Origin of the sequence: Nocardioides sediminis (assembly GCF_003047295.1) — a bacterium.
GTDB lineage: Bacteria > Actinomycetota > Actinomycetes > Propionibacteriales > Nocardioidaceae > Nocardioides > Nocardioides sediminis.
Genome location: NZ_PZYZ01000001.1, coordinates 566,478 through 588,355, shown reverse-complemented (window position 1 = coordinate 588,355; position 21,878 = coordinate 566,478). Strand labels below are relative to the sequence as shown.

Here is a 21,878-nt window from a genome sequence, read left to right as displayed (position 1 = left end):
TAGGACCCGGCTGTGACGGGGACAACACGGGGTCGGCCGCGCGTGTCTCGCCGGCGAGACGTGTCGCTCCGGGCAACGCTCGCCCGTCGGCGGCCGCGTCACTCGGGCGCGAGGAGACCGCCCGCGACGAGGTCCGAGGCGGCCGCGTCCAGCCGGGCGAAGTCCAGGCCGGCCCGCTCCGCGATGTCGAGCAGGGAGGTGCTGCCGTCGGAGCAGGCCAGCGTCCACAGCATCGCCATCACGGCGTCCGACGCGGCCCGGCCCCCGGTGGTCGGGTAGAGACCACGCTTGCCCAGCTGCGGCTCTCCGTACGGGCTCAGGTTGCGGTAGGCGCGGTCGCGCTCGAGGACGTCGATGATCGCCAGCGTGGCGTCGTACGCCTCCACGAGCTGGTCGTCGGTGACGAACGCCAGGTCGTCGGCCGAGGTGTGGTACTCGGGGTACTCCCCGTGCGGCGTGCGCGACAGCCGCCCGACGGCGAGGTCGAAGCCGAGGGCGTTGTACTGCCGCTCGTCATAGCCGTACGGCGAGTAGTCGCGGACCTCGCCCTCCCGGCGGGTCACCACGTGGGCGGCCGCCCGGTCGACCGGCCGGTCGCCGCGCCGGGTGCGCTTGTAGACCAGCCCTCCCGGGCCACCCAGCCCGGTCAGCACGAGACCGTGCCGGACCGAGGGGACCCGGTCCGGGTTCTGGCTGAGCCAGGTGATCGAGCCGATCGTGCCCGGCGCGAAGAGGAACCGGTAGGTCCAGCGTCGGTGCGGCCTGGCCGCGAGCGTCGCGGCGAGCTCGGTGGCCACGGTGATGCCGGACAAGTTGTCGTTGGCCAGCGACGGGTGGCACACGTGGGCGCTGACCAGGACCTCGTCCGTGGACTCCCCCGGGATGACCAGCTCGCCCCAGGTGAGCTCGCCGGGCTCGAGGGTGGTGTCGACGACCACCTCGTAGGACGCCTCGTCGCCGGCCTCGGCCATCGCGTCGAGCCGGCGCTGGGCCAGGCAGAAGCCCCACGTCCGGTGGTAGTAGGTGGTCCGGTAGGGGATCCAGTCCGGGTGCTCGGGCAGCGTGTGCAGGTGCGGCCGCAGCTCGGCGAGGGTCATCGTCGTCCTCACGGGGACGCTGTAGCTCACCAGGTGCAGGTTGTGCGCCCGGAAGTCGACGACCCGGCGCCCGGTGGCGTCGGCGATCCACGCGTCGCGCACGGTCCACTCGTCGTTGACCGTCCAGTCGTGGGCCTGCGTGCCCGAGGGCACCGCGTGCCGCTCCAGCAGCACCGTCTCGGCGACCACGTCGAGCGTGCGTCGTACGCCCTCCCCCGTGATGCTGCGGCACAGGGGGTAGAGCCGCTCCATGCGCGCGCGCATGCGCGCGGCCAGGTCGGACGTCACTCAGCGCCTCGCGACGAGCAGGTCGTCGAGCTCGCCCCGGGACCGCAGCTGGTTGACCTTCTCGAGCCGGACGAACCGCGGACCCTCGAAGTCCTCCGCCACGAGCCCGAAGCGCTCCATGTCCCCGGCGAGCTCGTCGATGCCGTCGGGCACGGTCCACCCCGGCCGGAACCCCGGCAGCAGCCGGCCGATCTTGCCGAAGTCCACGCGGTAGTCCCGCTTGTCCGGGGCCGCGCCCTCGGCGAAGGTCACCGGCGCGCCCATCCGCTCGGACACCGCCAGGGCGATCGTTCGGATCTGGACGACGTCCTCGTCCCGGCCCACGTTGAACGCCTCGTCGTGCACGCTCTCCCGATCGGCCTCGAGAGCGGCGAGGAAGGCCGCGGAGATGTCCCGCACGTGCACGAGCGGACGCCAGGGCGACCCGTCGCTCTGCAGCCGCACCTCTCCCCGCGTGAACGCCGTCCCCGTCAGGTTGTTGACGACGATGTCGGCACGCAGCCGTGGCGAGGAGCCGTACGCCGTGGCGTTGCGGAGGTAGGTCGGACTGAAGTCGTCGTCGGCGAGCCGGGAGATCAGCTGCTCGGCCATCACCTTGCTCTCGCCGTAGGGCGTCACCGGGTTGAACGCGCTGTCCTCCGTGACGGGCGCCTCCCCGGCGGCGCCGTACAGGGAGCACGAGGAGGAGAAGAGGAAGCGCGGCACGCCGGCGGCCTTCGCGACCTCGGCCATGTGCGCCGCACCGTGGGCGTTGACCGAGTAGGTCGCTTCCGGGTTGAGGTGGCCCACCGGGTCGTTCGAGATCGCGGCGAGGTGCACGACCGCGTCGAAGCCCTCGAGGTCCTCGGGCTTCTGGTCGCGGATGTCGCCGGTGCGCGACTCGTACCCGTCCGGCATCGGGCCGAAGTCGCAGCCGTCGTACCAGCCTGCGTCGAGCCCGACCACGTCGTGGCCCGCCTCGAGCAGCACCGGGACCAGCACCGCGCCGATGTAACCGCGGTCTCCGTCGACCAGGACCAACATGTTGACCTCCTTGGGCTGTCAGTCGATGCGGCGCGGGGCCGCGTGGGAACGCAGGGCAGGGGCCACCGGGCGGCCGACGAGGAGCCCCTCGACCGACCCGGCCTCGACCGCGCGGCGGTAGACCACGAGCGCCTCCCCCACCGCCCGCACCGTCCTGGCGACGTCGTCCTCGGTGTGGGCGGCCGAGACCACGAACGACTGGCCCAGGACCCCGTTCCGGATGAGCTCCTGGAGGAACAGCGTCCGGTAGGCCTGGGACGGGCGGCGCTCGGCGTCGAGCGTGGTGAAGACCAGGCAGCTCGGTCTCCCGAGGACCTGCACGTGGTCCGCCATCCCCGCGGCGGCGACCTCGTCCGTGACGGCACGCGCCAGGGCGGTCCCCGCCTCCTCCATCTCGCCCACCACGTCGCGCTCGCGGTAGGCCCGGGCCACCGCCAAGTAGGCCGCGAGACCGGACGTCTCCGGCCCGTGGGTGGTGGAGAGCAGGAAGACCCGGGCCGCGTCCGTCCGGAGGCCTCCGAGCTCCATCAGCTCACGTCGTCCCGCCAGGGCGGAGACCGGGAACCCGTTGCCGAGCGCCTTGCCCCACGTCGAGAGGTCCGGGCGTACGCCGTAGACGTGCTGCGCCCCGTGCGGGGACCAGCGCATGCCGGTGATCATCTCGTCGAACACGAGCACGAACCCGTCGCGGTCGGCCAGCTCGCGCAGCCCCTCCAGGAAACCGGGTGCCGGCTCGGCGAGCGCGGTCGCGGCCTCCAGGACCACGCACGCGACGTCTCCCGGGTGGGCGTCCAGCACGGCACGCACCGAGTCGAGGTCGTTGTAGTCGAAGGTGACCGTCAGCCTCCGGTCCTCCTCGAGCGTCCCGGCCGACATGGGCGTGGTGCCGATGAACCAGTCGTCGGTGGAGAAGAACGGTTGGCTGCGGCAGATGGCCACCCGCCGGCGACCGGTGGCCGCGCGGGCGAGCCGGACGGCCGCGGTGGTGGCGTCCGACCCGTTCTTGGCGAACTTGACCATGTCGGCGCCGGGAACCTGCTCGAGGAAGGTCTCGGCGGCCTCCAGCTCCAGCACTCCCGGTCGGGAGAAGCTGGTGCCCTCGGCGATCGCGGCGGACACCGCGGCGACCACGGGCTCGTAGCCGTGGCCGAGGGTCACCGAGCGCAGTCCCATGCCGTACTCGACGTACTCGTTGCCGTCGAGGTCGACGACGCGGGCACCATGGCCCCGGGCGATGACGGGGGCCATGCCCTCCGGGTACTGGTCGGAGCCGCGGGCGTAGGTGTGGGCACCGCCCGGGACCAGCTCGTGCAGGCGCCGCTGCGCGTCCGTGGACCTCTCGAACCGCGGCCCGGTCCGGCTGGTCAGGTGGTCGGCCAGCGTCACGGCGCCTCCCCACCCAGCTCGAGGAGCACCTTGCCGGTGAAGAAGCCCTCGGCGTACGGCGCCCGGGCCTCCATGCCGCGGACCCGCATCAGGCCCAGGAAGAGCTCGTCGTCCCACCAGTCGCGTCCCACCTGGGTCCGGTAGTGGGTGTTGAGGAGCTTGACCTTGTGACGCGCCTGCTCCTCGGTGAGCGGCACGAAGTGGCTGGGGGCGCCGGTGTCGCCGTCCCACTTGGGGATCTCGTAGTGCAGGACCAGGGCGTCGCGCCACACCGTCCGGACCAGCGAGCCGACCAGGCGGTGGTCCTGGTGCGCGTCGTCCGTGCGCGGCGCGAGCAGCAGGTGGGGACGGCAGGTCCCGGCCACCTGCTCCAGCGCCTCCTTCACCTCGCCCCAGTGCGCCGGCAGGCGGCCGTCGGGGAGGTCGAAGGACTGCAGCGTCGCGCCGGGCGCGAAGGCGTCGAGGGCCGCCGTCGCCTCGGCGACCCGCTCCGTCGCACCGGTCATCACCACCCCGCGCACCGTCGTACCAGGACGGTCGGCCAGTCGCAGCAGGGTCCCCCCGCACCCGATCTCGACGTCGTCGGGGTGCGCCCCGAGGCAGAGCACGTCGAGGGCGCCGGTGGGTAGGCCGAGGCGAATCACTCATAGCCCCCTCTCACGCGGTCGTCCAGCCCGGCGACCGGGGTCGCCGAGGCGCGTCGGACGGCCACGATGCCAAGGACGTTGCGGGGGTCGCCCCCGCGAACGGGACAACACACCCAGTCTTGGGTAAGGGCGCCGCTCCCCTGCCCGCGCGTCGCCGAGGAGTGCGAGATTCGTGGTCGTTCGTGCAAGGGGCACGCGAGCGGGGAGCTGCACGCCATGACAACCAACGCCGGACGGGCGGATCGGCTGGTCGAGCCGACGGTGCTGGGTGCCATGCGCCGGCACTGGCTCCTGCTGGGCGTGATCGTCTTCGCTTGCGTCGACCTGGCCCTGGCCTACGGGGTCCTCAAGCAGGACGAGTTCCGCGCCACCGCGACGATCTCGGCCCCTCGACCGGCCGGCTCCGCGCTGCAATCCGACGCGCAGTACCTCGACAGCCAGGTCCTGCTGCTGAACTCACGCCGGGTCGGGGACCGGGCGTTCGAGATCGTCAAGGCCACCCCTGCAGGCGGCGGCATCAAGCGCGCCGAGCTCGCCCCCACCGTCGGCAAGGTGGAGATCATCCCGCCCACGACGGGTTCCTCAGGGAGCTACGGCACCACCCTCGTCACCATCCAGTTCACCGCACCCGGAGCCGAGGAGGCCCAGGCTGGTGTCAACGCCCTGGCCACGGCGTACGACGAAGTGCGGTCGCAGGAGATCGCGGACAGCGCGACGGCGCGGCTCGCGGGTATCGAGCGGGCGATCGCGACGGCGGACTCACCCAGTGACGAGGCAGCCCTGCGCGAGGAGCGGGTGCAGGCGCTGATCGACCAGGGGCGGGACCTCGCACAGACGGCCTCGATCTCCGCAGCCTCGAAGCCTGCGACCCCGGCGAACTCGGGTCTGCTCAGCCTGCTCGTCGTAGGACTCTGTCTCGGCGTCGTGGCGGGAGGTGCCGCCGCGTTCATCAGGGCCAACCGCCTGAGGCACGTGGGCGAGCCCCGTGTCGCCGAGGGGGTGTACGGCGCACCGCTGCTGTACGAGCGCCCGCACGCGGATCGCCGTTCGCACGACGTGGAGCTCACCGAGACGAACAGGTTGATGGGGCGCGCCGTGGCACATCGTCTCAGGGCACGCGGCGGGCCGGCCGTCCTCGCCGTCGTGGCCGCACCGGGCAACGTCGAGCGGGCCCTGACGTCCGCCAACCTTGCGCTCGCCCTGACCGAGGGTAACGAGCGGGTGCTGGCCGTTGATGGGGGTGAGGGCACCATGGCCGCGATGCTCCGTGCCGGTCGACCCGCGGGGGCGCCCGAAGGGGCAGCACAGTCTGCGACGGCGAGTCCCCTCCACGACTCCTTGACCGTCCTCGACCTCAGCGACAGCCCGGCGGGGTGGGACGCGGGGGCTCACCGAGCAGAGGGGCGGATCGTGGTGGTCGACTGTCCTCCGATGGCGTCCTCCGCACGAGCCGTCGACCTGCTGTCTGCCTGCGACGCAGTGCTGGTCCTCGTCCAGGCGGACGAGCCGGTCGACGAGCACGTCGAGGTCGCCCGCTGGCTCGAGCTCACCGGGACGGCCGTGCTCGGCTACGTGTTCACGCCGTACGGCCGTGGCGGCCCCAGCGATCGGTGGACAGCCCGTCGGGCCAGGGCCCGCACTCCCAGCCACAGCCCGGCAAGGCCCCTCGCCGCGCGAGGCCCGACGACGCAGCGGACCCCGGAGCGGGTGGGTCCGTCACGCCCCGCATACCCGCCGCAGGGTCGACCGGCACCCACCGGCGAGTGGGCGCCGTGAGCACAGCCACGGAAGTGGCGACCCGGACGGACCCGTTCGTCAGGTACGGCTTCGTCCTGGGTGGGGTGCTGCTCGGCTACGTGCTGTTCGACCGGGCATTCGCCTACCTCCACCTACCCGGTGTCCCGCTGTTCGTGGGCGAGCTGCTGCTGCTCCTCGGCGCCGCGGCAGCGCTGCGCTCCACCGGCGTGTTCGTGCGGTCGGTCGCTGCGGAACCGGTCCTGGCGCTGCTCGTCGCGTTCGTGCTCTGGGGAGCTGTCCGCACGCTGCCCGGAGTGCCGACGTACGGCCTGGACGCCGTCCGGGACGCCGCGCTCTGGTACTACGCGTTGTTCGCCCTGCTGGCCTGCGCCGCCGTCGCCGTGAACCCAGGTCTTCCCCACCTGCTTGCCGCCCAGCTGGCGCGGTGGTCGCCGTTGATCTTGGTCTGGCTGGCTGCCAGCGTCATCCTGGGGCCCTGGGCCGACCGGGTCCCCCGTGTGCCGTTCAGCGACGTCTCGATGCTCTCGCACAAGCCTGGCAGCGCCGCGACTGCGGCGATGCTCGTCCTGGCCGTTCTCTGGTTGGTGCCGGGGCAGGAGCCACGGAAGGGCCGGGTGCCGCTGAGCTTCCTGGCTCTGACCGTCATCGCACTGGTCGCGACGCAGAACCGCGGGTCGCTGCTCGGCATCGTGCTCGCCGGGACCGTCGCATTGGCCTTCCTCGCCGACCGCGTCCGGGTCGTGTCGTGGATGTCGGCGGCTGTCGGGATCACCCTGACCCTCATGCTTCTGTTGTCGATCAAGGTTCCCTTTCCGGGAGTGCAGGGAAGGGACTACTCGGCCCAGCAGTTCGTCGCCAACGTCGTCAGCCTCACCGGCAGGGAGACGGGCGGAAACCTCGGCGGGACCGTGGACGGGCGCAAGGAGCTCTGGAGCCGCGTGCTCGCCAAGCAGGTGAGTGAGCACCGCGTGCTCTCCGGTGCCGGGTTCGGCCCCAACCTGGCCGCCGAGGTGGGTGTCTTCGACGACGGCGAGGACTCGCTGCGCAACCCCCACAACACCCACATCTCGGTCGTCGCGCGGATGGGTGCCTTCGGGATGCTGCTGTGGGTGGGTCTGTGGGGTGCCTGGTACTGGCGGATGATCGGCGCGGCACGTCGCCTCCGCCACACGGCGCGACATGCGGACGCCCAGCTCGGTGGTGTCTGCCTCGCGGTCGCCACCACCGTGCTGGTCGCGTCGGTCTTCGACCCGCAGCTGGAGGGGCCGCAGGTGGCGATCCTGCTGTGGACGATCGTCGGCATGGGCCTGGCGGTCACGGGACGGCGTGCGTGACCGGGCGGGCGACGACTCCGCCGGTGCTGATCGCCCTGGTGCTCGTGCTGGCCGGCCTCGGCGCCATCCTGGTCACGGGTCGGGAGGGACGCGTCCTCGACGAGCGTTCCCGAGCCCAGGCGGCCGAGACCTCGACTACGACGACGACCGGTTCCGCCAGGATCGCGGCCGGGCGGTGCCGTGGAGTGGGAATCCCGATCGACGTCGATCCGCACCGCGTCCTACGACGTCACGCGGCCGGCACCACGTTCTGCCTCGCCGCGGGCGTCCATCGCCTGTCCAGGCCGCTGCGGCCGCAGTCCGGGGACGCGTTGGTGGGTAGGCCGGGCGCGGTGCTCAACGGTTCCGCCGTGCTGACCGGCTGGCAGGAGGAGGACGGTAGATGGACCACGTCCGGACGTCTGCCCCCCGAACCGTCCGACCACGGCGAGTGCCTTACTGAACGTCCCGGGTGCACGTTGTCCGAGGACGTCTTCATCGACGGGCAGAGGTTGGCGCGGGTCCTCGGCGTCGAGGAGGTGGCCACAGGCTCCTTCTACGCCGACTACGACCGCAACACGATCACCGTGGGCGACGACCCCGAGGGACGGCTCGTGGAGCAGGCCGTCGCGCCTGCGCTGGTCCGGTCGGCCGGCGACAGGGTCACCGTCCGAGGCCTGATCATCGAGAAAGCCGCCAACGAGGCCCAGGCAGCCGCGGTGGACGGAAGGACGGTCTCGCCGCGCACCGGGTCTGGCTGGAGGGTGGTGGGCAACGTCGTCCGCCTCAACCACGGCGTCGGGATCGGCGTCGGCAGTGCCGGGGTGGTGCGGGGCAACGAGGTCCGGGACCAGGGCCAGCTGGGGGTCTCGGTCTGGGAGAAGGGTGCTCTCATCACCGGCAACGTCCTGGCCGGCAATGGCGTCGCCGGGTACGACTCGGAGTGGGAGGCCGGAGGGCTCAAGGCGTGGGAGACCGAGAACGTCAAGCTGGTCGGGAACGACGTGCACGACAACCGGGGGCCGGGCTTGTGGAGCGACGGGGGCTGCCACCGCACCACTTACCGACGCAACGTGGTGACGGCGAACTGGGGAGCCGGCATCCAGCACGAGATCAGCTACGACGCGCTCATCGTGCGCAACCGTCTCGTGGACAACGGTCGCCGGCACAAGGGCTGGGCCTGGGAAGCAGGCATCCAGATCCAGTCCTCGGGTGGACTGGGGATCATCGCGGTCAAGCGGAACGTGGTGGACGGGAATGCCAACGGCATCATGGTCATCCAGAGCGGGGACCGGCGGACCGAGTGGCCCGCTCCCCATGGACCGCACGTGGTGCGCAACGTGCTGGTCCGGCGCAACCGGGTCAGCATGCACGCCGACCAGTGGACCGGGCTCGTCCACGACATCGGGAACCACGACGTGTTCGGCCGGGCCATCCGGTTCCGGGCGAACACCTACGAGGTGGACACCGGATCGGCCAGGCACTTCGCATGGAAGGACGACGTGCTCACGTTCGGCGAGTGGCAGGGACCGCGCGCGGACCAGGACCGGGACGGCACGCTCGTGGTCCGCTGACTCACCCCCAGATGTCGCGGTGGACGTTGAAGATGACGCGCGATCCGGAGGGCTCGATCTTGATCGGGAGCTCCTTGAGGTGCGCGAGCTCGTCCCGGACGTTCGCGTGGTGCTCGACCGGGCAGGACACCAGGACGAACCCCCCACCCCCGGCGCCGGCCACCTTGGCTCCGGTCGCCCCCGCCTTGAGCGCTCGTTCCACCGACTCGTCGAGCCAGTCGTTCGACACCCCGGACGCCAGCTCGCGCTTCGCCTGCCAGCTCTGGGCGAGGGCTTCGCCCACGCCGCGCGTGTCCCCGCCGCGCAGGCCCTCGACCGCCACGCCTGCCAGGTCCCGCAGCCGGTGGAGCTGCACGAGACGGTCGTCGACGTTGGCGGTCTGCTCCTTGAGGATCGTGTCCGCGCTACGGGTGATGCCGGTGTAGAACAGGAGCAGCTCGTCCTGCAGGCGGTGGTGGTCGCGACGGCCCAGGTGGATCCGGTCGACCGTCACCCGGTCGCCGGGGCCGAATCGCATGTCGCACACGCCCCCGAAGGCGGCCGCGTACTGGTCCTGCTTGCCGATGGGCTTCCCGCACCTGTCCAGCTCGATGGTGCACGCGCGTTCCGCCAGCTCCTCGGCGGTCACCTGGCGGCCCTGGTAGGCGAACAAGGCGTGCAGCAGTCCGACGGTGACGGCGGACGAGGAGCCCAGTCCCGATCCGGCAGAGGGGATGTCCGCCAAGGTCGTGATCTCGACGCCGGAGCGGATCCCGGCCATGTGCATCGCCTCCCGCACGAGGTCGTGCTGGACGTCCTCGACGCGGGACACGATCTCCTTCTGGGAGTAGTTGATGTAGATGTCGTCGTCGAACCGCTGCTTGACGATCACGTAGACGTACTTGTCGATCGCGGTGTTGAGGACCCTGCCGCCGTGTTCGCGGTAGTAGGTCGGCAGGTCGGTCCCACCGCCGACCAGACCGATCCTCAGCGGCGTCTGCGTGATGATCATCCGAGCTCCACCGCCCCCCACTCGCGCGTCGCCCGGACCAGGGCCTCCGGCGTGCCCACGTCCAGGAAGTAGGCGTCGCCGATGTCGACGGCCCGCGCCTCCCCCACCAGCCCGGGAAGCAGGTCGAAGCCGATGTCTCGCGGCACGCCGGGCCGCACACGGTCGATGACGTCGGGGACGAACGCGTACAGCCCCGCGTTGGCCAGGTCGCCGCGAGGCTCCTGCGGCTTCTCCTGGAACCCGGTGACCCAGCCGTCGACCACCTCGACGATGCCGCACTCACGAGGACGGGGGGTTCGGAACACGCTGAGCGTCGCCACCGCGCCGCCAGAGCGGTGCGCGTCCACGAGGTCCCGGAGGTCGAAGTCGGTCAGGTTGTCGCCGTTCACCACGAGGAACATCTCCTCCCCTGCCAGCCAGTCCCGCTGGGCTCGCAGCGTCCCGGCGCTCCCGAGCAGCGTGGGCTCGTACGCCGTCACGACGCGTGGCCCTCCGTGACGGGAGGCGAGGTGACCGCGCACGAGGTCGGGGAAGTGGTGCAGGTTGATCAGGACCTCGTCCACGCCGGCTGACGTGAAGCTGTCGAGCCAGATGTCGAGCAAGGCCTTTCCACGGACGGGAACGAGGCACTTGGGGACGTGGTCGGTGAGCGGGCGGAGCCGGGTCCCCAGGCCCGCCGCCAGCAGGACCGCCTTCACACCAGCACCTTCCTCACGACACCCAGTGACCTCATCCGGGTGTCCGCATCCGCGAGGATCCGGTCGAGGTCGGGTGTGCCCTCCAGCCAGGCGGCGTACTCCGCCACCGAGTCGGCCGGCGTCCGGGTCGGGGCCCACCCCAGGCCGCTGAGCCGGTCGATGTCGGAGACGATGTGGCGGGTGTCCCCGAAACGGAACTCGCCGCTGACCCGGGGTTCGAGGTCCGAACCGTGCTGTCGTCGGACGACCTCTGCGAACTCGGCCGTGGTGTAGGCGACTCCTCCGCCCACGTTGTACACCCTGCCCACCGCCCGGTCGTCGGTGAGGACGAGCACGTTGGCGTCGACGACGTCGTGGATGTTCACGTAGTCGCGGATCGCCTGACCGTCCTCGTACAACACCGGCGCGCTCCCGAGCAGGTAGTGCAGGTTGAAGATCCGGCAGGCGCCCGAGTAGGCGTTGTACACCGACTGCCGCGGACCCTGGACGATGCTGTAGCGCAGCGCGGTCGTGGGGATGTCGTACCGCCGTCCCAGGTTGACCGCGACCATCTCCTCGCCGAACTTGGACATGCCATAGGCGTTCTGTGGGTTGGAGACGCGTTCGGGGGTGCGCTGCAGCACCATGTCACCGCCGCACTCGGGGCACCGCAGCTCCCACCGGCCGCGAGCCAGGTCCGCCTCTGAACGCATGTCCGGGACCTGCTCCCCGTCTCGCGCGCAGAGGTACAACCCCTCGCCCATCGCCGACTGGGACGAGGCGACGACCACCCGGTGGAGCGACAGGCCCTCCTCGAGGACGAGCTCGTACAGCAGTGAGGTCGAACCCACGTTGACGTCGGTGAACCGCGCGAAGTCGGGAAGGTAGTCCTGGTAGGCAGCCAAGTGGTAGACGGCATCGGTGCGTCGGAGCAGCCGGCGGACCAGGTCGCGATCCCGCACGTCGCCCACCACCATCTCGGCCCCGGGGGTCACGTAGTCGGGTCTCCCGTCGCGGTGCACTGGCGCGGTGAGGGCGTCGAGGATCGTGACCTCGTGCCCGAGCTGCACGAGCCGGTCGCAGGTGTGGGACCCGATGAAGCCCGCCCCACCGGTGACGAGGATCCTCATGAGCTGCTCCGACGTGCCTCGTGGACCTCGCGGTAGACCGCCAGCGTGCGCTCCGCGGTGACCGCCCAGGTGAACTGGGCGGCCCGCTCGCGACCGAGCTTGCGCGCCAGCTCGCCCTCCTCGCCGCATGCGGAGAGGATCGCTGCCCCGATGGCGGGCGGGTCGTCGGGGTCGGCGAGCAGAGCAGCACCACCTGCCGTCTCGGGCATCGCGCTGCGGTCGGACGTGACCACCGGGCACCCGCACGCCATCGCCTCCAGGATGGGCAGCCCGAAGGTCTCGTTGAAGGACGGGTACACGAACACCGAGGCCGCCCGGTAGAAGTCGACGGTGTGCTCCAGGGGCACACCGCCCACCCAGACGACGTCCTCCTCGACACCCAACGTGCGAGCCAGCGCGTGGAGGCTCGACACGTACTCGTGGTCGCGTCCGGGCCCCACGATCGCGAGCTGGTGCCCGTCGAGGTCGTGGCGCACCGCGGCGAACGCCCGCAGCACGCCCTCGCAGTTCTTGTACGGCCACAGGGACGACACGAACAGGACGAAGGGACGAGTCACCCCGTGGTCGTCGCGAAGTCGCCGGCGTGCCTCCTCGGGGTCGCCCGGGGTGAACAGGTCGTGGTCGACGGCCTCGGGGATCAGGCGCAGCTTGTCGGGGTCGACATCGAGGTGGCGGTGCACCTCGGCACGGAGGCTCTCGGAGTTGATGATGATCGCGTCGGCGGTCCTCGCCGTCCTGGGGTAGCCCAGCCGCCGGTAGAGGCGCACCTCGGGTCGGATGGCGCTGGGCGCGGTGAAGGCGTGCATGGTCTTGAAGTGGGCCACGACTGCCGGCGCGGGCCTGACGAGGGGGGCGATCAGCGTGCTGAAGACGTCGATCCCACCTCGTGGCAGCCGGATCGGCGCCCAGACCTGCTCCGAGAGGGTGCGCAAACGCGGGTGCTCGTTGGACCAGGGAAACGCGAGCTGGTGCACCCCCGGGCCGTAGTCGGCGTGCATGGCGCCGCTGCGCGGGCTCACGACCAGGTGGATCTCCTCGCCGGGGCGTAGGAGGCGCGCCATCTCGGGGATCACTCGAGTCCAGAACCAATGGGCACCGGACGGGTGTGCGGGGTCGTCTGTCAGCAGGTTGATGGCGACGCGCATCGACTCAGAAGGTCTGGGCGGCGACGTCACGTGACGACATCCTCGACTGTCGGACGTACTGGGCCAGAAGGTGCATGCAGGTCTGGTGGGCGTCCTCGACCACCCCGTAGTTCTGGGAGTCGACGTGGATCGCCACGGTGGAGACATCACGCGCGGGCCCTCCCTCGAAGCCGGTCAGGGAGATGGTCCGCATCCCGTTCGCCTCCGCCCACTCGAGCGCGCGGATGATGTTGGGAGAGCGTCCCGAGGACGAGACCGCCACCAGCAGGTCGCCCGGTCGTCCCTGTGACTGCAGCTGGTACTCGAACACGGACTCGTAGCCGATGTCATTGGCGATCGCGCTCAACAGCTCGGCGTGCGCGCTGAGGCTCACGACCCGGGTACGCAGCTCCGTGCCGTTGCGGACTCCCTTGCTGTGGTCGCACTGGAGGTGGTTGGCGATGGAGGCCGACCCGCCGTTGCCGCAGGCGAAGACCACCGCGTCACGGTCGTAGGCCTCGTTGAGCATCGCAGCCGCCCGCTCGACCTGGGCCAGGTCGACCGTCGCCAGGGCCTTGGCCAGCTCGGCGGCGTAGTCCCTCGCAAAGGTGTCCGCGGACTCGTACCGAGCCACGGGGAACCGGCTCTCCAGGAAGCCCGCGAGGGGCTCGGTGCCGATCTGCGGTTCCTCCGCGTGCAGGATCCTCTCGACGGCCGCGACGAGGTCGGGCACGGACTCCACGGTCGGGTCGCCCGTCGCCGTGCCGATGAACAGCGGCCGAGCACCGACGGCGCGGGCCAGGCCGACGTCCGAGGGAGCATCGCCCACCACCCAGGAGGCGCTGAGGTCCAGGTCCAGCGCCGCCGCCGCCGCGATGGCCATGCCGGGCGCCGGCTTCCGGTCCTCGCTGACCCGGGCGAACGCCTGGACCGTCCCGTCCGGGTGGTAGGGGCAGAACAGCCACATGTCGATGTGAGCCCCAGCGGCCGCCAGCCTCTCGTCGATGTGGTCGTGCACCCGGCGTACGTCGTCCAGAGTGTAGTGCCCCCGGGCCACGCCCGCCTGGTTGGTGACCACGACGACGGGGAGGCCCGCCGCGTTGAGGGCGGCGATCGCCTCGATCGCGCCCGCGATGAAGGTGACGCGATCGACCGTCCCAACGTAGCCGCTGTCGACGATGATCGTGCCGTCCCTGTCCAGCAACACCCCTGCTCTGCCCATCAGGTGATCTCCCTCGTCCCGGCTCTCCTGGTCCTCGAGCTCCTGGTCCTCGAGCGCATGGCCGTCAGCCGAGGGCGGGTTCGTCGACGGCGTACACGGGACGCCCGACGAGCACTGGTCGGTCCCGCCACAGGGCCCACGGACTGATGCCGTGCTTGTACTGGTTCTCGAGCGCCGTCCGCTCCTTGAGCGTGTCCATCGGAGCCCAGAACCCCGGGTAGCGCACGGCCCGGATCTTGCCGTCCCGCGCCGCCTTGACGCAGCCGTCCATGACCAGGTCGTCACCCTCGTCGAGGTAGTCGAAGATCCCTTGGCGCAGCACGAAGTAGCCCCCGTTGATGCACAGCGACATGTCGGCCACGGGCACCAGCCCGGTGACGGTCCCGTCCTCGGTGATGTCCACCACGTGGAAGGAGTCCTGCGGCTTCACGGCGAGGAACTGGCCGACGGCGTCCGTCTGCACGAACTCCTCGACCAGGGAGTTCATCGGCGCATCGGTGAGGACATCACCGTAGTTGGCCAGGAACACCTCGTCGTCCTCGAGGTAGGGACGGACCCGACGCAGGCGTTCGCCGATCGCGGTGTCCATGCCGGTATCGATGAACGTGATGGTCCAGTCGCTGATGTCAGTCTCGAGCATCTGGATGTGCCCGCCGCCCTTGGTGATGACGAAGTCGTTGGACGCGGTCTCGCGGTAGTTCAGGAAGTAGTCCTTCACGGCCTCCGCGCCGTAGCCGAGGCAGAGGATGAACTCGGTGTGCCCGAAGTGGGCGTAGTAGCGCATCACGTGCCACAGGACCGGTCTGCTGCCGATCGGCATCATCGGCTTGGGCAGGGACTGGTTGTCGGCACGCATGCGCATGCCGAGCCCCCCGCAGAACAGCACTACCTTCATGTCACGCCTCCAGGTCGTCAGAAGACTTCGAGCTCGGGCAGGGCGACGACGAGGCGGCCACCCCACTCACGGACGTACTCGAGCTGGGAGGCGATCTCTCGCCGCAGGTTCCACGGCATGACCAGGACGTAGTCGGGCCGGGCCTCGGCGAGAGCCTCCACAGGATGGATCGGGATGTGGGTGCCCGGCAGGAACCTGCCGTGCTTGAACGGGTTGCGGTCGACGCTGAACTCGACCAGGTCGCTGCGGATGCCGCAGTGGTTGAGGAGGGTGTTGCCCTTGCCGGGCGCCCCGTAGGCCACGACGCGCTTGCCGTCCCGCGAGCAGCCGACGAGGAACTCGAGGAGGTCGTTGCGGACCTTCGCCACCGAGGCCGCGAAACCCGCGTGGCCCTCCAAGGTGTCCAACCCCGCCTCCGCTTCCTCGGCGAGCACCCGGGCCACGGCAGCACTGGCCGGCACTGCGGTCCCGACCGGCATCGACCACGTACGCAGGGAGCCACCGTGCGTCGGCAGCTCCTCGACGTCGACGACCGTCAGGCCGGCCGTCGCCAGCACGCGCTGCGTGGTGAGCAGGGAGACGTAGGAGAAGTGCTCGTGGTAGATCGTGTCGTACTCGTGGCCCTCGATGAGCCGCAGCAGGTGCGGGATCTCGATGCTGAGGGTGCCGTGGTCCGCCATCAGGGCTCGCAACCCCTTGCTGAAGTCCACGATGTCGGGGACGTGCGCGAAGACGTTGTTGGCCACCACGAGGTCGGCCGCACCGTGCTCGGCGGCGACCTTGGCGCCGGTCTCCTCGCCGAGGAACAGCACCTCGGTCGGCACACCCCGGGCCTCGGCGGCCTCCGCCACGTTGGCGGCGGGCTCGATGCCGAGGGCGCGGATGCCGCGCGCGACGACGTGCTGCAGGAGGTAACCGTCGTTGCTGGCCACCTCGACGACGAAGGACTCGTCGCCCAGGCCCAGCCGGGCCGTCGCCTGCTCGACGAAGTGCTCAGCGTGCCGGACCCACGAGTCCGAGTAAGACGAGAAGTAGGCGTAGTGCCCGAAGATCTCCTCGGGCGGGATGTAGGCAGGAAGCTGGACGAGCAGGCACTGCTCACAGACGCGCACGTGCAGCGGGTAGAAGGTCTCACCCTGGTCGAGCTGGTCCGCGGTCAGGTAGCTCTCGCATGGGGGCGACATCCCCAGATCGACGAAGGTGTGCGTGAGCTCCGAGCCACACAGCCGGCAACTTCTCATCAGATGATCCCTGCCCCGCTCTCCTGCCCCCGTGGCCGATTCCTTGCCTCCCAGTCTTGGCACGGTCGCTGGAGGTTTCCCGGGCCGGTCGGCCACAGTTACCGCAATTCGGGGAACGCCCCACCTGCCGGGGCGCGGGACGCGGCGGATGGCTGCGACGATGCGGGCAGGGACGTCCCTCGAGCAAGGTGGAACGATGCGCTTCTCCCCCACGGCCATCCCCGGTCTGGTCGAGTTCACCCCCACGCCGCACCGTGACGAGCGGGGGTTCTTCAGTCGGACGTTCGACGCCGACACAGCGCGCCGGGCGGGGCTCGATCCGCATTCGTTCGTGCAGGACAGCCAGTCCCGCAGCGTGCACCGGGTGGTGCGAGGGCTCCACCTGCGGCTCGGTCGGGGTGAGGGCAAGCTCGTCAGGTGCGCCCACGGGCGCGTCTTCGACGTCGTCGTGGACCTCCGCCCGGGATCCCCGACGTACCGGACCTGGCTGTCCTTCACGCTCGACGGTGATGCCCAGAACTCCGTCTTCATCCCCCCGGGCTGCGCCCACGGGTTCCAGGTGCTGAGCGAGACCGCGGACACCGCCTACCGCATCGATCGCGAGCACGACCCCGCGGAGGACCTCACCATCGCCCATGACGACCCGGAGCTGGCCATCCCCTGGCCACTCCCCGTGGGCGTCATGTCCGCGGCCGATCGCTCCGCCCTGCCCCTCAAGCGACTCGACGACCAGCTCGACCGGGTCGAGGCGGCCGGCGGGCGGACCCGGGAGTCATGACCAGCTCCCGGAGGAGCTGGTCGACGACGGTGGTGGCCCTCGTCGGGTTCGCCCTGCTGACCGTCCTCGTCGTCGTGGGCGCGACCCGAGGTTTCGACGTCGCAGTCCGGGACCTGATGCGTCCCCAGGACCAGTGGGGCGAGAGGCAGGTGGCCGCCGACGTCGTGGTCGAGGGCCTGCGTCCGGAGGTGTTGCTGATGGTGCTGCTCGTGGTCGGGGCAACGTCGTCCGCACGGTCCCGGTCGTGGTACCCGTTCGCGTACGTCGTGCTCCTCTCCGGGGGTGCCGCCCTTCCGGCACTGGCGGTGAAGGTGACCGTGGCCAGGACCGACCCCCACGACCAGATGAGCTCGATCGGGAGCTTTCCGTCGGGACACGTGCTGTTCGTCCTGGTGGTCCTGGGGGGGATCGCCGCGGTGGGGGTCGCGGACCGTCTGTGGTGGGTGCGGCTGCTGGTCGGGGGCACCACGGCGTTGATGGGGGTGGCTCTGCTCCTCCAGGCTGCCCACTGGGCGACCGACGTCATCGGGGGCGTGCTCCTCGGGACGGCAGTCCTCGGTGCGGCGTACCACTCCCCGCTCAGGCCCCCGGGACACCGCTGCACGTCTACGGCAGCGTCAGCAGGAAGTACGCATACCGCTGGTCCAGCCGGTTCCGGGGAACGAGCTCGACGACCCGAGGCCTGAGGCCCGCGGCGGCGGCGAGCTCCCAGAACTCGGGAACTGCGAAGGTGGTCATGCTGGCGAGATCGCGACGGTAGGCCCTGCGCCGGGACCACGTGGAGACGTCGTTCGTCGAGTACTTGACCTGGATGATGGCCAGGCCACCCGGGGCCAGCAGGTCTCGAGCGATCTCCAGCACCCGTGCCGCGTACTCCTGGCTCGGCAGCAGCTCGAAGACGTAGAAGCACAGGAAGAGGTCACAGCTGTCCTCACCCACCTGCTCGACGACCGCCTCCGGCTCGGCAAGATCGATGAGGACGGGACGCACGGGTGTGCTGCACACACGTGCGACCTGCCGCGCACACTCGTCGAGGCTGGAGGCGACGACGTCGACCGCCACGAACTCCTCGCACGCCGGCGCGAACTCGACGGCGTTCGCCCCTCCACCTGCGCCCCACTCGAGCGTGCGGCCGGCGGGAAGACCGTCGCCGAGGACCCGGGCGAGCCTTTCCGAGATCGCCAGGCTCTCCCTGCCCACGGCGTGCCACAGCTCGCCGAGCCCGTCCTCCCAGTGGGAGTCCGACTGCCACCTCCCACCGTCAGCGCCTGTCCAGTAGGTCGTCGCCTCCGCCACGACTTCGTGATCATCCTGGCGAAGCCCGAGCCGATCCCATCTCGCCCGGACGTAGTGCACCGCCGGCCGCAGGGCCTCGAACCGACGCGCCATCACGCTCGCCCCCGCGACAGCTCGCCAAGGGTCAGCTCGCGCAGGTGCCTCTCGAGATCCCGCACGACCTGCTCGAGCGCGTCCTTCATCACCGGCTCCAGCTCGTCGCCCCTCGCCTCCACCTCCAGGCAGGCCCGCCACAGCTCGGGGGGCGCCACCTGCTCGATCCTCAGTGCGTAGTCCCCGAGCCCGAAGCGCGTCATCAGGTGCTCGCTCTTGACCGCATAGCCGATCGACACCGTGGGCCGCAGCATCTTGAGCGAGCAGACCAGGTGGTGGAACCGGGTGGCCACGACCAGGTCTGCCCCGTCCATCTCTCGCATGATGGCGTCGAGCGACGCCGCAGGGCTGACACGGACCTGTCGTCCCCCGGACGACGAGGCGTCCGAGGCACTCCTGGCGATCTCGGCCGCGAGGGGCCGATCCGCCTCGTCACCGACGACGACCACGACCTCCCTGCCGGTGGCCAGGACCTGTCGGATGAACCCGACCATGGTCGACACGTAGTCCCGGACCCGTTCGGGGCCTCGACCGGGATCGTCCGGGGCGCCCTCGTAGCGCATGACTCCCACGACCACGCGACCGCGGTACGCGTGACCGCAGGTGGGGGCGGGCAGCGAGAAGGCGAGGTCGTGGCTGGCCTCCCCACGCACGTCGCCGCTCACCACTGCCATCGCCTCACGGGACTCGGGGTCCCGGTAGCTGCAGTGGTCGGACAGCGAGACAGTGGTGCGGTACAGCCACCGGGTCGCGCGACTCCTCGGCGGGTCCGCGCCCACGCACACCAACGCGACCTTGCCTCCCCGGAGCCGACACATGAGTGTCGCCAGGAACAGCCAGTAGGGCATCCCCCAAGGCTTCACGGCGGGAGTCTTCTCGAGCACCCCGGTCCCCGGCACCACCAGCACGTCGACGCCCCGTAGCAGGATGAACGTGCGCGGGAGGTCGACAAGTCGCCCGCCGATCTTCTTGACAGTGCCGAGGCGTCCCTCGGACGACGTGCCTCGGTACGCCATCATCCGGGCGGCAGGTATGCCGTGGTCCCGCCTCACAGCCTCAGGGTCGGCAGCGATGCAGAAGAGCCGAAGGCCCGGGTGCTCCCGCCGCACGAAGGCCAGGAAGGCGGCGAGCGACCCCTCGTTGCCGAGGTTGCCGTTGCCGAAGTACCCGAAGATGCCGACCGTGGGCCCGGACACACTCGCGCTCATGCGTTGTCCAGCTCGTCCTCGAGCGAGGAGGCCCGATGCCCGGGTACCGCGGCACCGGCCACCCAGGCGGCCACCTCCCGCAGGCAGCGGGCCCGCTCCCCGGGCGAGAGCGGCGCTCGGAGGACGGCCTTGACCATGCCGCCGACGTACTCGCCGTACATGACGGGCAGCACGTGGCGCAGCCGCTGGGCCCGCTTCGGGTCGAGGGCGGCTGCGCGATCACGAGGGGCGCCTGCCCGGCTCGCCCTCCCCGGGTGGTCACGCCGGTGGTAGAGCACCTCGGGCACCTGTCGGAAGGGGCCGCGCACGACGAGTCCGGCCATGAACGTGCGGTCGGCGTTGTAGTAGCCGCGGTGCGGACCGACGCGACGCAGCACGTCGGTGCGGATGACTCCGTAGAAGTCGTTCCCGCCGGGGGTGCGGAGCAGGCTGCGCAGGCGGACGGCGGGATCCGGGTCCTCGGTGTCGAGCTCGTAGGGAACCGACCGCAAGACCCTGCCGGCATCGTCGATGACGGCGTCCCAGGCATGCGCCAGCACCACCGTGGGTTCGTCCTCGAGCACGGCCACGCACTTCTCCAGCAGCCGGGGCGCGTAGAGGTCGTCGTGGGAGGCCCACTTGAAGTAGCGGGCCGTGGCCAGGGGCACGAGGAGGTTGTGGTTGGGCGCGGCGCCGACGTTGACGGGCTGCCGGACGTAACGGATCCGGCTGTCCCGAGCCGCGTACCTCCGGCAGATGTCCGCGGTAGCGTCCGTCGAGGCGTTGTCGGAGATGACGAGCTCGAAGTCGGTCAGGGTCTGGGCGAGCAGCGCGTCGAGCGACTCCCGCAGGTAACGCTCCCCGTTGTAGACGGGCAGTCCGATCGTCACGATCGTCATGGCGACACCTCCTCGAGCGGGTCGACGACGGCGTCGTCGACCTCGAGCCGGTCCAGGTGGTCGGCGATGCCTCGTCGCAGCTGCCACCACCAGACGACGACGCTCACGGCCACGGCGGCGACCACGCCCCAGCAGGATCCGCGGGCTCCGTCGACCACCGCGCCAACCGTCCCCCCGATCGCGTAGAGCGCGGCGTTGGTGAGCTGCGCGAGCAGGCTGCGCGGTGCCGCACCCAGCGCTCGGAGCCCGGCCTGAGCTCCCACCAGGAGGCCGGCGAGCACGAGTCCCGCCATCACGAGTGGGAGCAGGGCCTCAGCGGGTGACCAGAGCTCGCCGATCAGCGCGACGCCCCACGAGTCGGGGACCAGGACGAGCACCGACAAGCCCCAGAGGAGCGCGACGCCGGCGAGCCCCGCGCCGAGCAGCAGGCAGAATCGACCCAGCCGCCGAGGTGACCGTTCGAGCACGCCGACCGCTTCGGGCACGGCCACCTGGCTCACCCCCATCAGCAGCACCATGAACGGGCCCATCAGGATCTCTGCGGCCCGCACCTCTCCGACTGCCGCCAGGCCGGCGACGGCACCCAGCGCCAGGTAGCGCACCTGACCGGCCGCCCCGATGCTGATGTTCTCCCCGAGGTAACGCGTGCCCAGGGCGCGGTGGGTGGTGACCCACGCGGCGACCGCACCCGGCCGGGGGACGATGCGGGTCTGGACCAGGCCGAAGGCAGCCGCGACCGCCGCGGTCGCGCCCAGGGCGACGACGAAGCTCACGACGTCCCCCCGGCCGCTTGCCTCGAGGCCGCCCAGCGTCACCAGCAGCAGAACGGTCCACACCAGGTCGTTGACGAGTGCCCGGGAAGGGCGGCCTGCGGCGAAGAACGCAAAACGCCAGCTGTCCTGCAGGAGCATGCCCGGGAGCAGGATCCCCAGGGCCACGAAGGCGTCGCCGACGGCGCTGTCGAGCAGCAACCCGACGACGACGCACCCCGCGCCCGCGACGACCCCGACCGACGTCGCGGTGGCGCCGGCGGCGGCCACGGCGGTGCTCCAGGCGCGGTGGCCGGCTCCGCTGAAACGAACCGTCAGCGGGTCCGTCGCGAGGCCCCGGCTGGCGCTGAGCACGAACGAGTAGGTCAGGTAGGCCAGGCTGAAGGCACCGAACCCCTCGGCTCCCAAGGATCTGGCCACGAAGATCCCGAGGACGAAGTTGGCCACGCTCGACACCGCTTGGTCGGCCACTCCCCAACCGAGCCTCTG

20 protein-coding genes are annotated in these 21,878 nt (G+C 70.8%); 5 read left to right on the top strand and 15 right to left on the bottom strand.

Annotation, left to right across the window (positions count from 1 at the left end):
* Window positions 1–98: 98 nt before the first annotated feature.
* The 4 genes from DAI17_RS02805 to DAI17_RS02790 are packed head-to-tail and all read right to left on the bottom strand — an operon-like array spanning window position 99 to window position 4,438.
* Complete coding sequence (locus DAI17_RS02805; protein ID WP_234412121.1) at window positions 99–1,385, bottom strand: DUF4910 domain-containing protein; 1,287 nt, start codon at window positions 1,383–1,385, stop codon at window positions 99–101.
* On the bottom strand, window positions 1,386–2,408 hold the full coding sequence (locus tag DAI17_RS02800) for an NAD-dependent epimerase/dehydratase family protein (RefSeq protein WP_107771352.1): 1,023 nt from the start codon (window positions 2,406–2,408) through the stop codon (window positions 1,386–1,388).
* Between the two features lie 18 nt (window positions 2,409–2,426).
* The gene (locus DAI17_RS02795; RefSeq protein WP_199904901.1) at window positions 2,427–3,794 is read right to left on the bottom strand and encodes a glutamate-1-semialdehyde 2,1-aminomutase; all 1,368 of its coding nucleotides are present in this window, start codon (window positions 3,792–3,794) and stop codon (window positions 2,427–2,429) included.
* Window positions 3,791–4,438, bottom strand: a complete 648-nt coding sequence (locus DAI17_RS02790; protein ID WP_107771351.1) for a PIG-L deacetylase family protein — start codon at window positions 4,436–4,438, stop codon at window positions 3,791–3,793. The genes DAI17_RS02795 and DAI17_RS02790 overlap by 4 nt, the downstream gene beginning before the upstream one ends.
* Window positions 4,439–4,657: 219 nt before the next feature.
* Between DAI17_RS02790 and DAI17_RS02785 the strand changes: the two genes are divergently transcribed.
* Genes DAI17_RS02785 through DAI17_RS02775 form a run of 3 tightly spaced genes read left to right on the top strand, consistent with a single transcriptional unit; the run spans window position 4,658 to window position 9,086 of the window.
* Complete coding sequence (locus DAI17_RS02785; protein WP_107771350.1) at window positions 4,658–6,217, top strand: hypothetical protein; 1,560 nt, start codon at window positions 4,658–4,660, stop codon at window positions 6,215–6,217.
* Window positions 6,214–7,533, top strand: coding sequence for an O-antigen ligase family protein (locus DAI17_RS02780; protein WP_159081321.1), 1,320 nt, complete (start codon window positions 6,214–6,216; stop codon window positions 7,531–7,533). The genes DAI17_RS02785 and DAI17_RS02780 overlap by 4 nt, the downstream gene beginning before the upstream one ends.
* Before the next feature lie 23 nt (window positions 7,534–7,556).
* Window positions 7,557–9,086: a right-handed parallel beta-helix repeat-containing protein gene (locus DAI17_RS02775; RefSeq protein ID WP_159081320.1), complete on the top strand. Its 1,530-nt coding sequence runs from the start codon at window positions 7,557–7,559 to the stop codon at window positions 9,084–9,086.
* Window position 9,087: 1 nt separating this feature from the next.
* On the opposite strand, the gene DAI17_RS02770 is transcribed toward DAI17_RS02775, so the two are convergent.
* From DAI17_RS02770 to DAI17_RS02740, 7 genes are all read right to left on the bottom strand, one after another.
* Window positions 9,088–10,077 (bottom strand): GHMP family kinase ATP-binding protein, encoded by a 990-nt coding sequence (locus tag DAI17_RS02770; protein ID WP_107771347.1) that lies wholly within the window; start codon window positions 10,075–10,077, stop codon window positions 9,088–9,090.
* Window positions 10,074–10,775, bottom strand: a complete 702-nt coding sequence (locus tag DAI17_RS02765) for a nucleotidyltransferase family protein (protein ID WP_107771346.1) — start codon at window positions 10,773–10,775, stop codon at window positions 10,074–10,076. Before DAI17_RS02765 ends, DAI17_RS02770 begins: the two co-directional genes overlap by 4 nt.
* On the bottom strand, window positions 10,772–11,884 hold the full coding sequence (locus tag DAI17_RS02760) for an NAD-dependent epimerase/dehydratase family protein (protein ID WP_107771345.1): 1,113 nt from the start codon (window positions 11,882–11,884) through the stop codon (window positions 10,772–10,774). The genes DAI17_RS02765 and DAI17_RS02760 overlap by 4 nt, the downstream gene beginning before the upstream one ends.
* On the bottom strand, window positions 11,881–13,059 hold the full coding sequence (locus DAI17_RS02755; RefSeq protein ID WP_199904900.1) for a glycosyltransferase family 4 protein: 1,179 nt from the start codon (window positions 13,057–13,059) through the stop codon (window positions 11,881–11,883). Before DAI17_RS02755 ends, DAI17_RS02760 begins: the two co-directional genes overlap by 4 nt.
* Complete coding sequence (locus DAI17_RS02750; RefSeq protein ID WP_107771343.1) at window positions 13,034–14,230, bottom strand: HAD-IIIA family hydrolase; 1,197 nt, start codon at window positions 14,228–14,230, stop codon at window positions 13,034–13,036. Before DAI17_RS02750 ends, DAI17_RS02755 begins: the two co-directional genes overlap by 26 nt.
* A 64-nt stretch (window positions 14,231–14,294) precedes the next feature.
* On the bottom strand, window positions 14,295–15,125 hold the full coding sequence (locus tag DAI17_RS02745) for a sugar phosphate nucleotidyltransferase (protein ID WP_107771342.1): 831 nt from the start codon (window positions 15,123–15,125) through the stop codon (window positions 14,295–14,297).
* Between the two features lie 17 nt (window positions 15,126–15,142).
* Entirely contained in the window at window positions 15,143–16,366 is a 1,224-nt protein-coding gene (locus DAI17_RS02740; RefSeq protein WP_107771341.1) for a class I SAM-dependent methyltransferase, read from the bottom strand.
* Window positions 16,367–16,562: 196 nt separating this feature from the next.
* Here DAI17_RS02740 and rfbC point away from each other — a divergent pair, with 196 nt between their 5' ends.
* Window positions 16,563–17,144 (top strand): dTDP-4-dehydrorhamnose 3,5-epimerase, encoded by a 582-nt coding sequence (gene rfbC, locus DAI17_RS02735; RefSeq protein ID WP_107771340.1) that lies wholly within the window; start codon window positions 16,563–16,565, stop codon window positions 17,142–17,144.
* Complete coding sequence (locus DAI17_RS02730) at window positions 17,141–17,830, top strand: phosphatase PAP2 family protein (RefSeq protein ID WP_107771339.1); 690 nt, start codon at window positions 17,141–17,143, stop codon at window positions 17,828–17,830. Before rfbC ends, DAI17_RS02730 begins: the two co-directional genes overlap by 4 nt.
* On the opposite strand, the gene DAI17_RS02725 is transcribed toward DAI17_RS02730, so the two are convergent.
* From DAI17_RS02725 to DAI17_RS02710, 4 genes are all read right to left on the bottom strand, one after another.
* On the bottom strand, window positions 17,751–18,440 hold the full coding sequence (locus tag DAI17_RS02725; protein WP_159081319.1) for a class I SAM-dependent methyltransferase: 690 nt from the start codon (window positions 18,438–18,440) through the stop codon (window positions 17,751–17,753). The two genes, DAI17_RS02730 and DAI17_RS02725, sit on opposite strands and share 80 nt — an antisense overlap.
* 92 nt (window positions 18,441–18,532) lie before the next feature.
* Window positions 18,533–19,741 carry a polysaccharide pyruvyl transferase family protein gene (locus DAI17_RS02720; protein WP_107771337.1) on the bottom strand — a complete coding sequence of 403 codons (1,209 nt, stop codon included), beginning with the start codon at window positions 19,739–19,741 and terminating at the stop codon, window positions 18,533–18,535.
* Window positions 19,738–20,619, bottom strand: a complete 882-nt coding sequence (locus tag DAI17_RS02715) for a glycosyltransferase family 2 protein (RefSeq protein WP_107771336.1) — start codon at window positions 20,617–20,619, stop codon at window positions 19,738–19,740. Before DAI17_RS02715 ends, DAI17_RS02720 begins: the two co-directional genes overlap by 4 nt.
* Window positions 20,616–21,860 (bottom strand): MATE family efflux transporter, encoded by a 1,245-nt coding sequence (locus DAI17_RS02710; protein WP_234412107.1) that lies wholly within the window; start codon window positions 21,858–21,860, stop codon window positions 20,616–20,618. Before DAI17_RS02710 ends, DAI17_RS02715 begins: the two co-directional genes overlap by 4 nt.
* Between the last annotated feature and the right edge of the window lie 18 nt (window positions 21,861–21,878).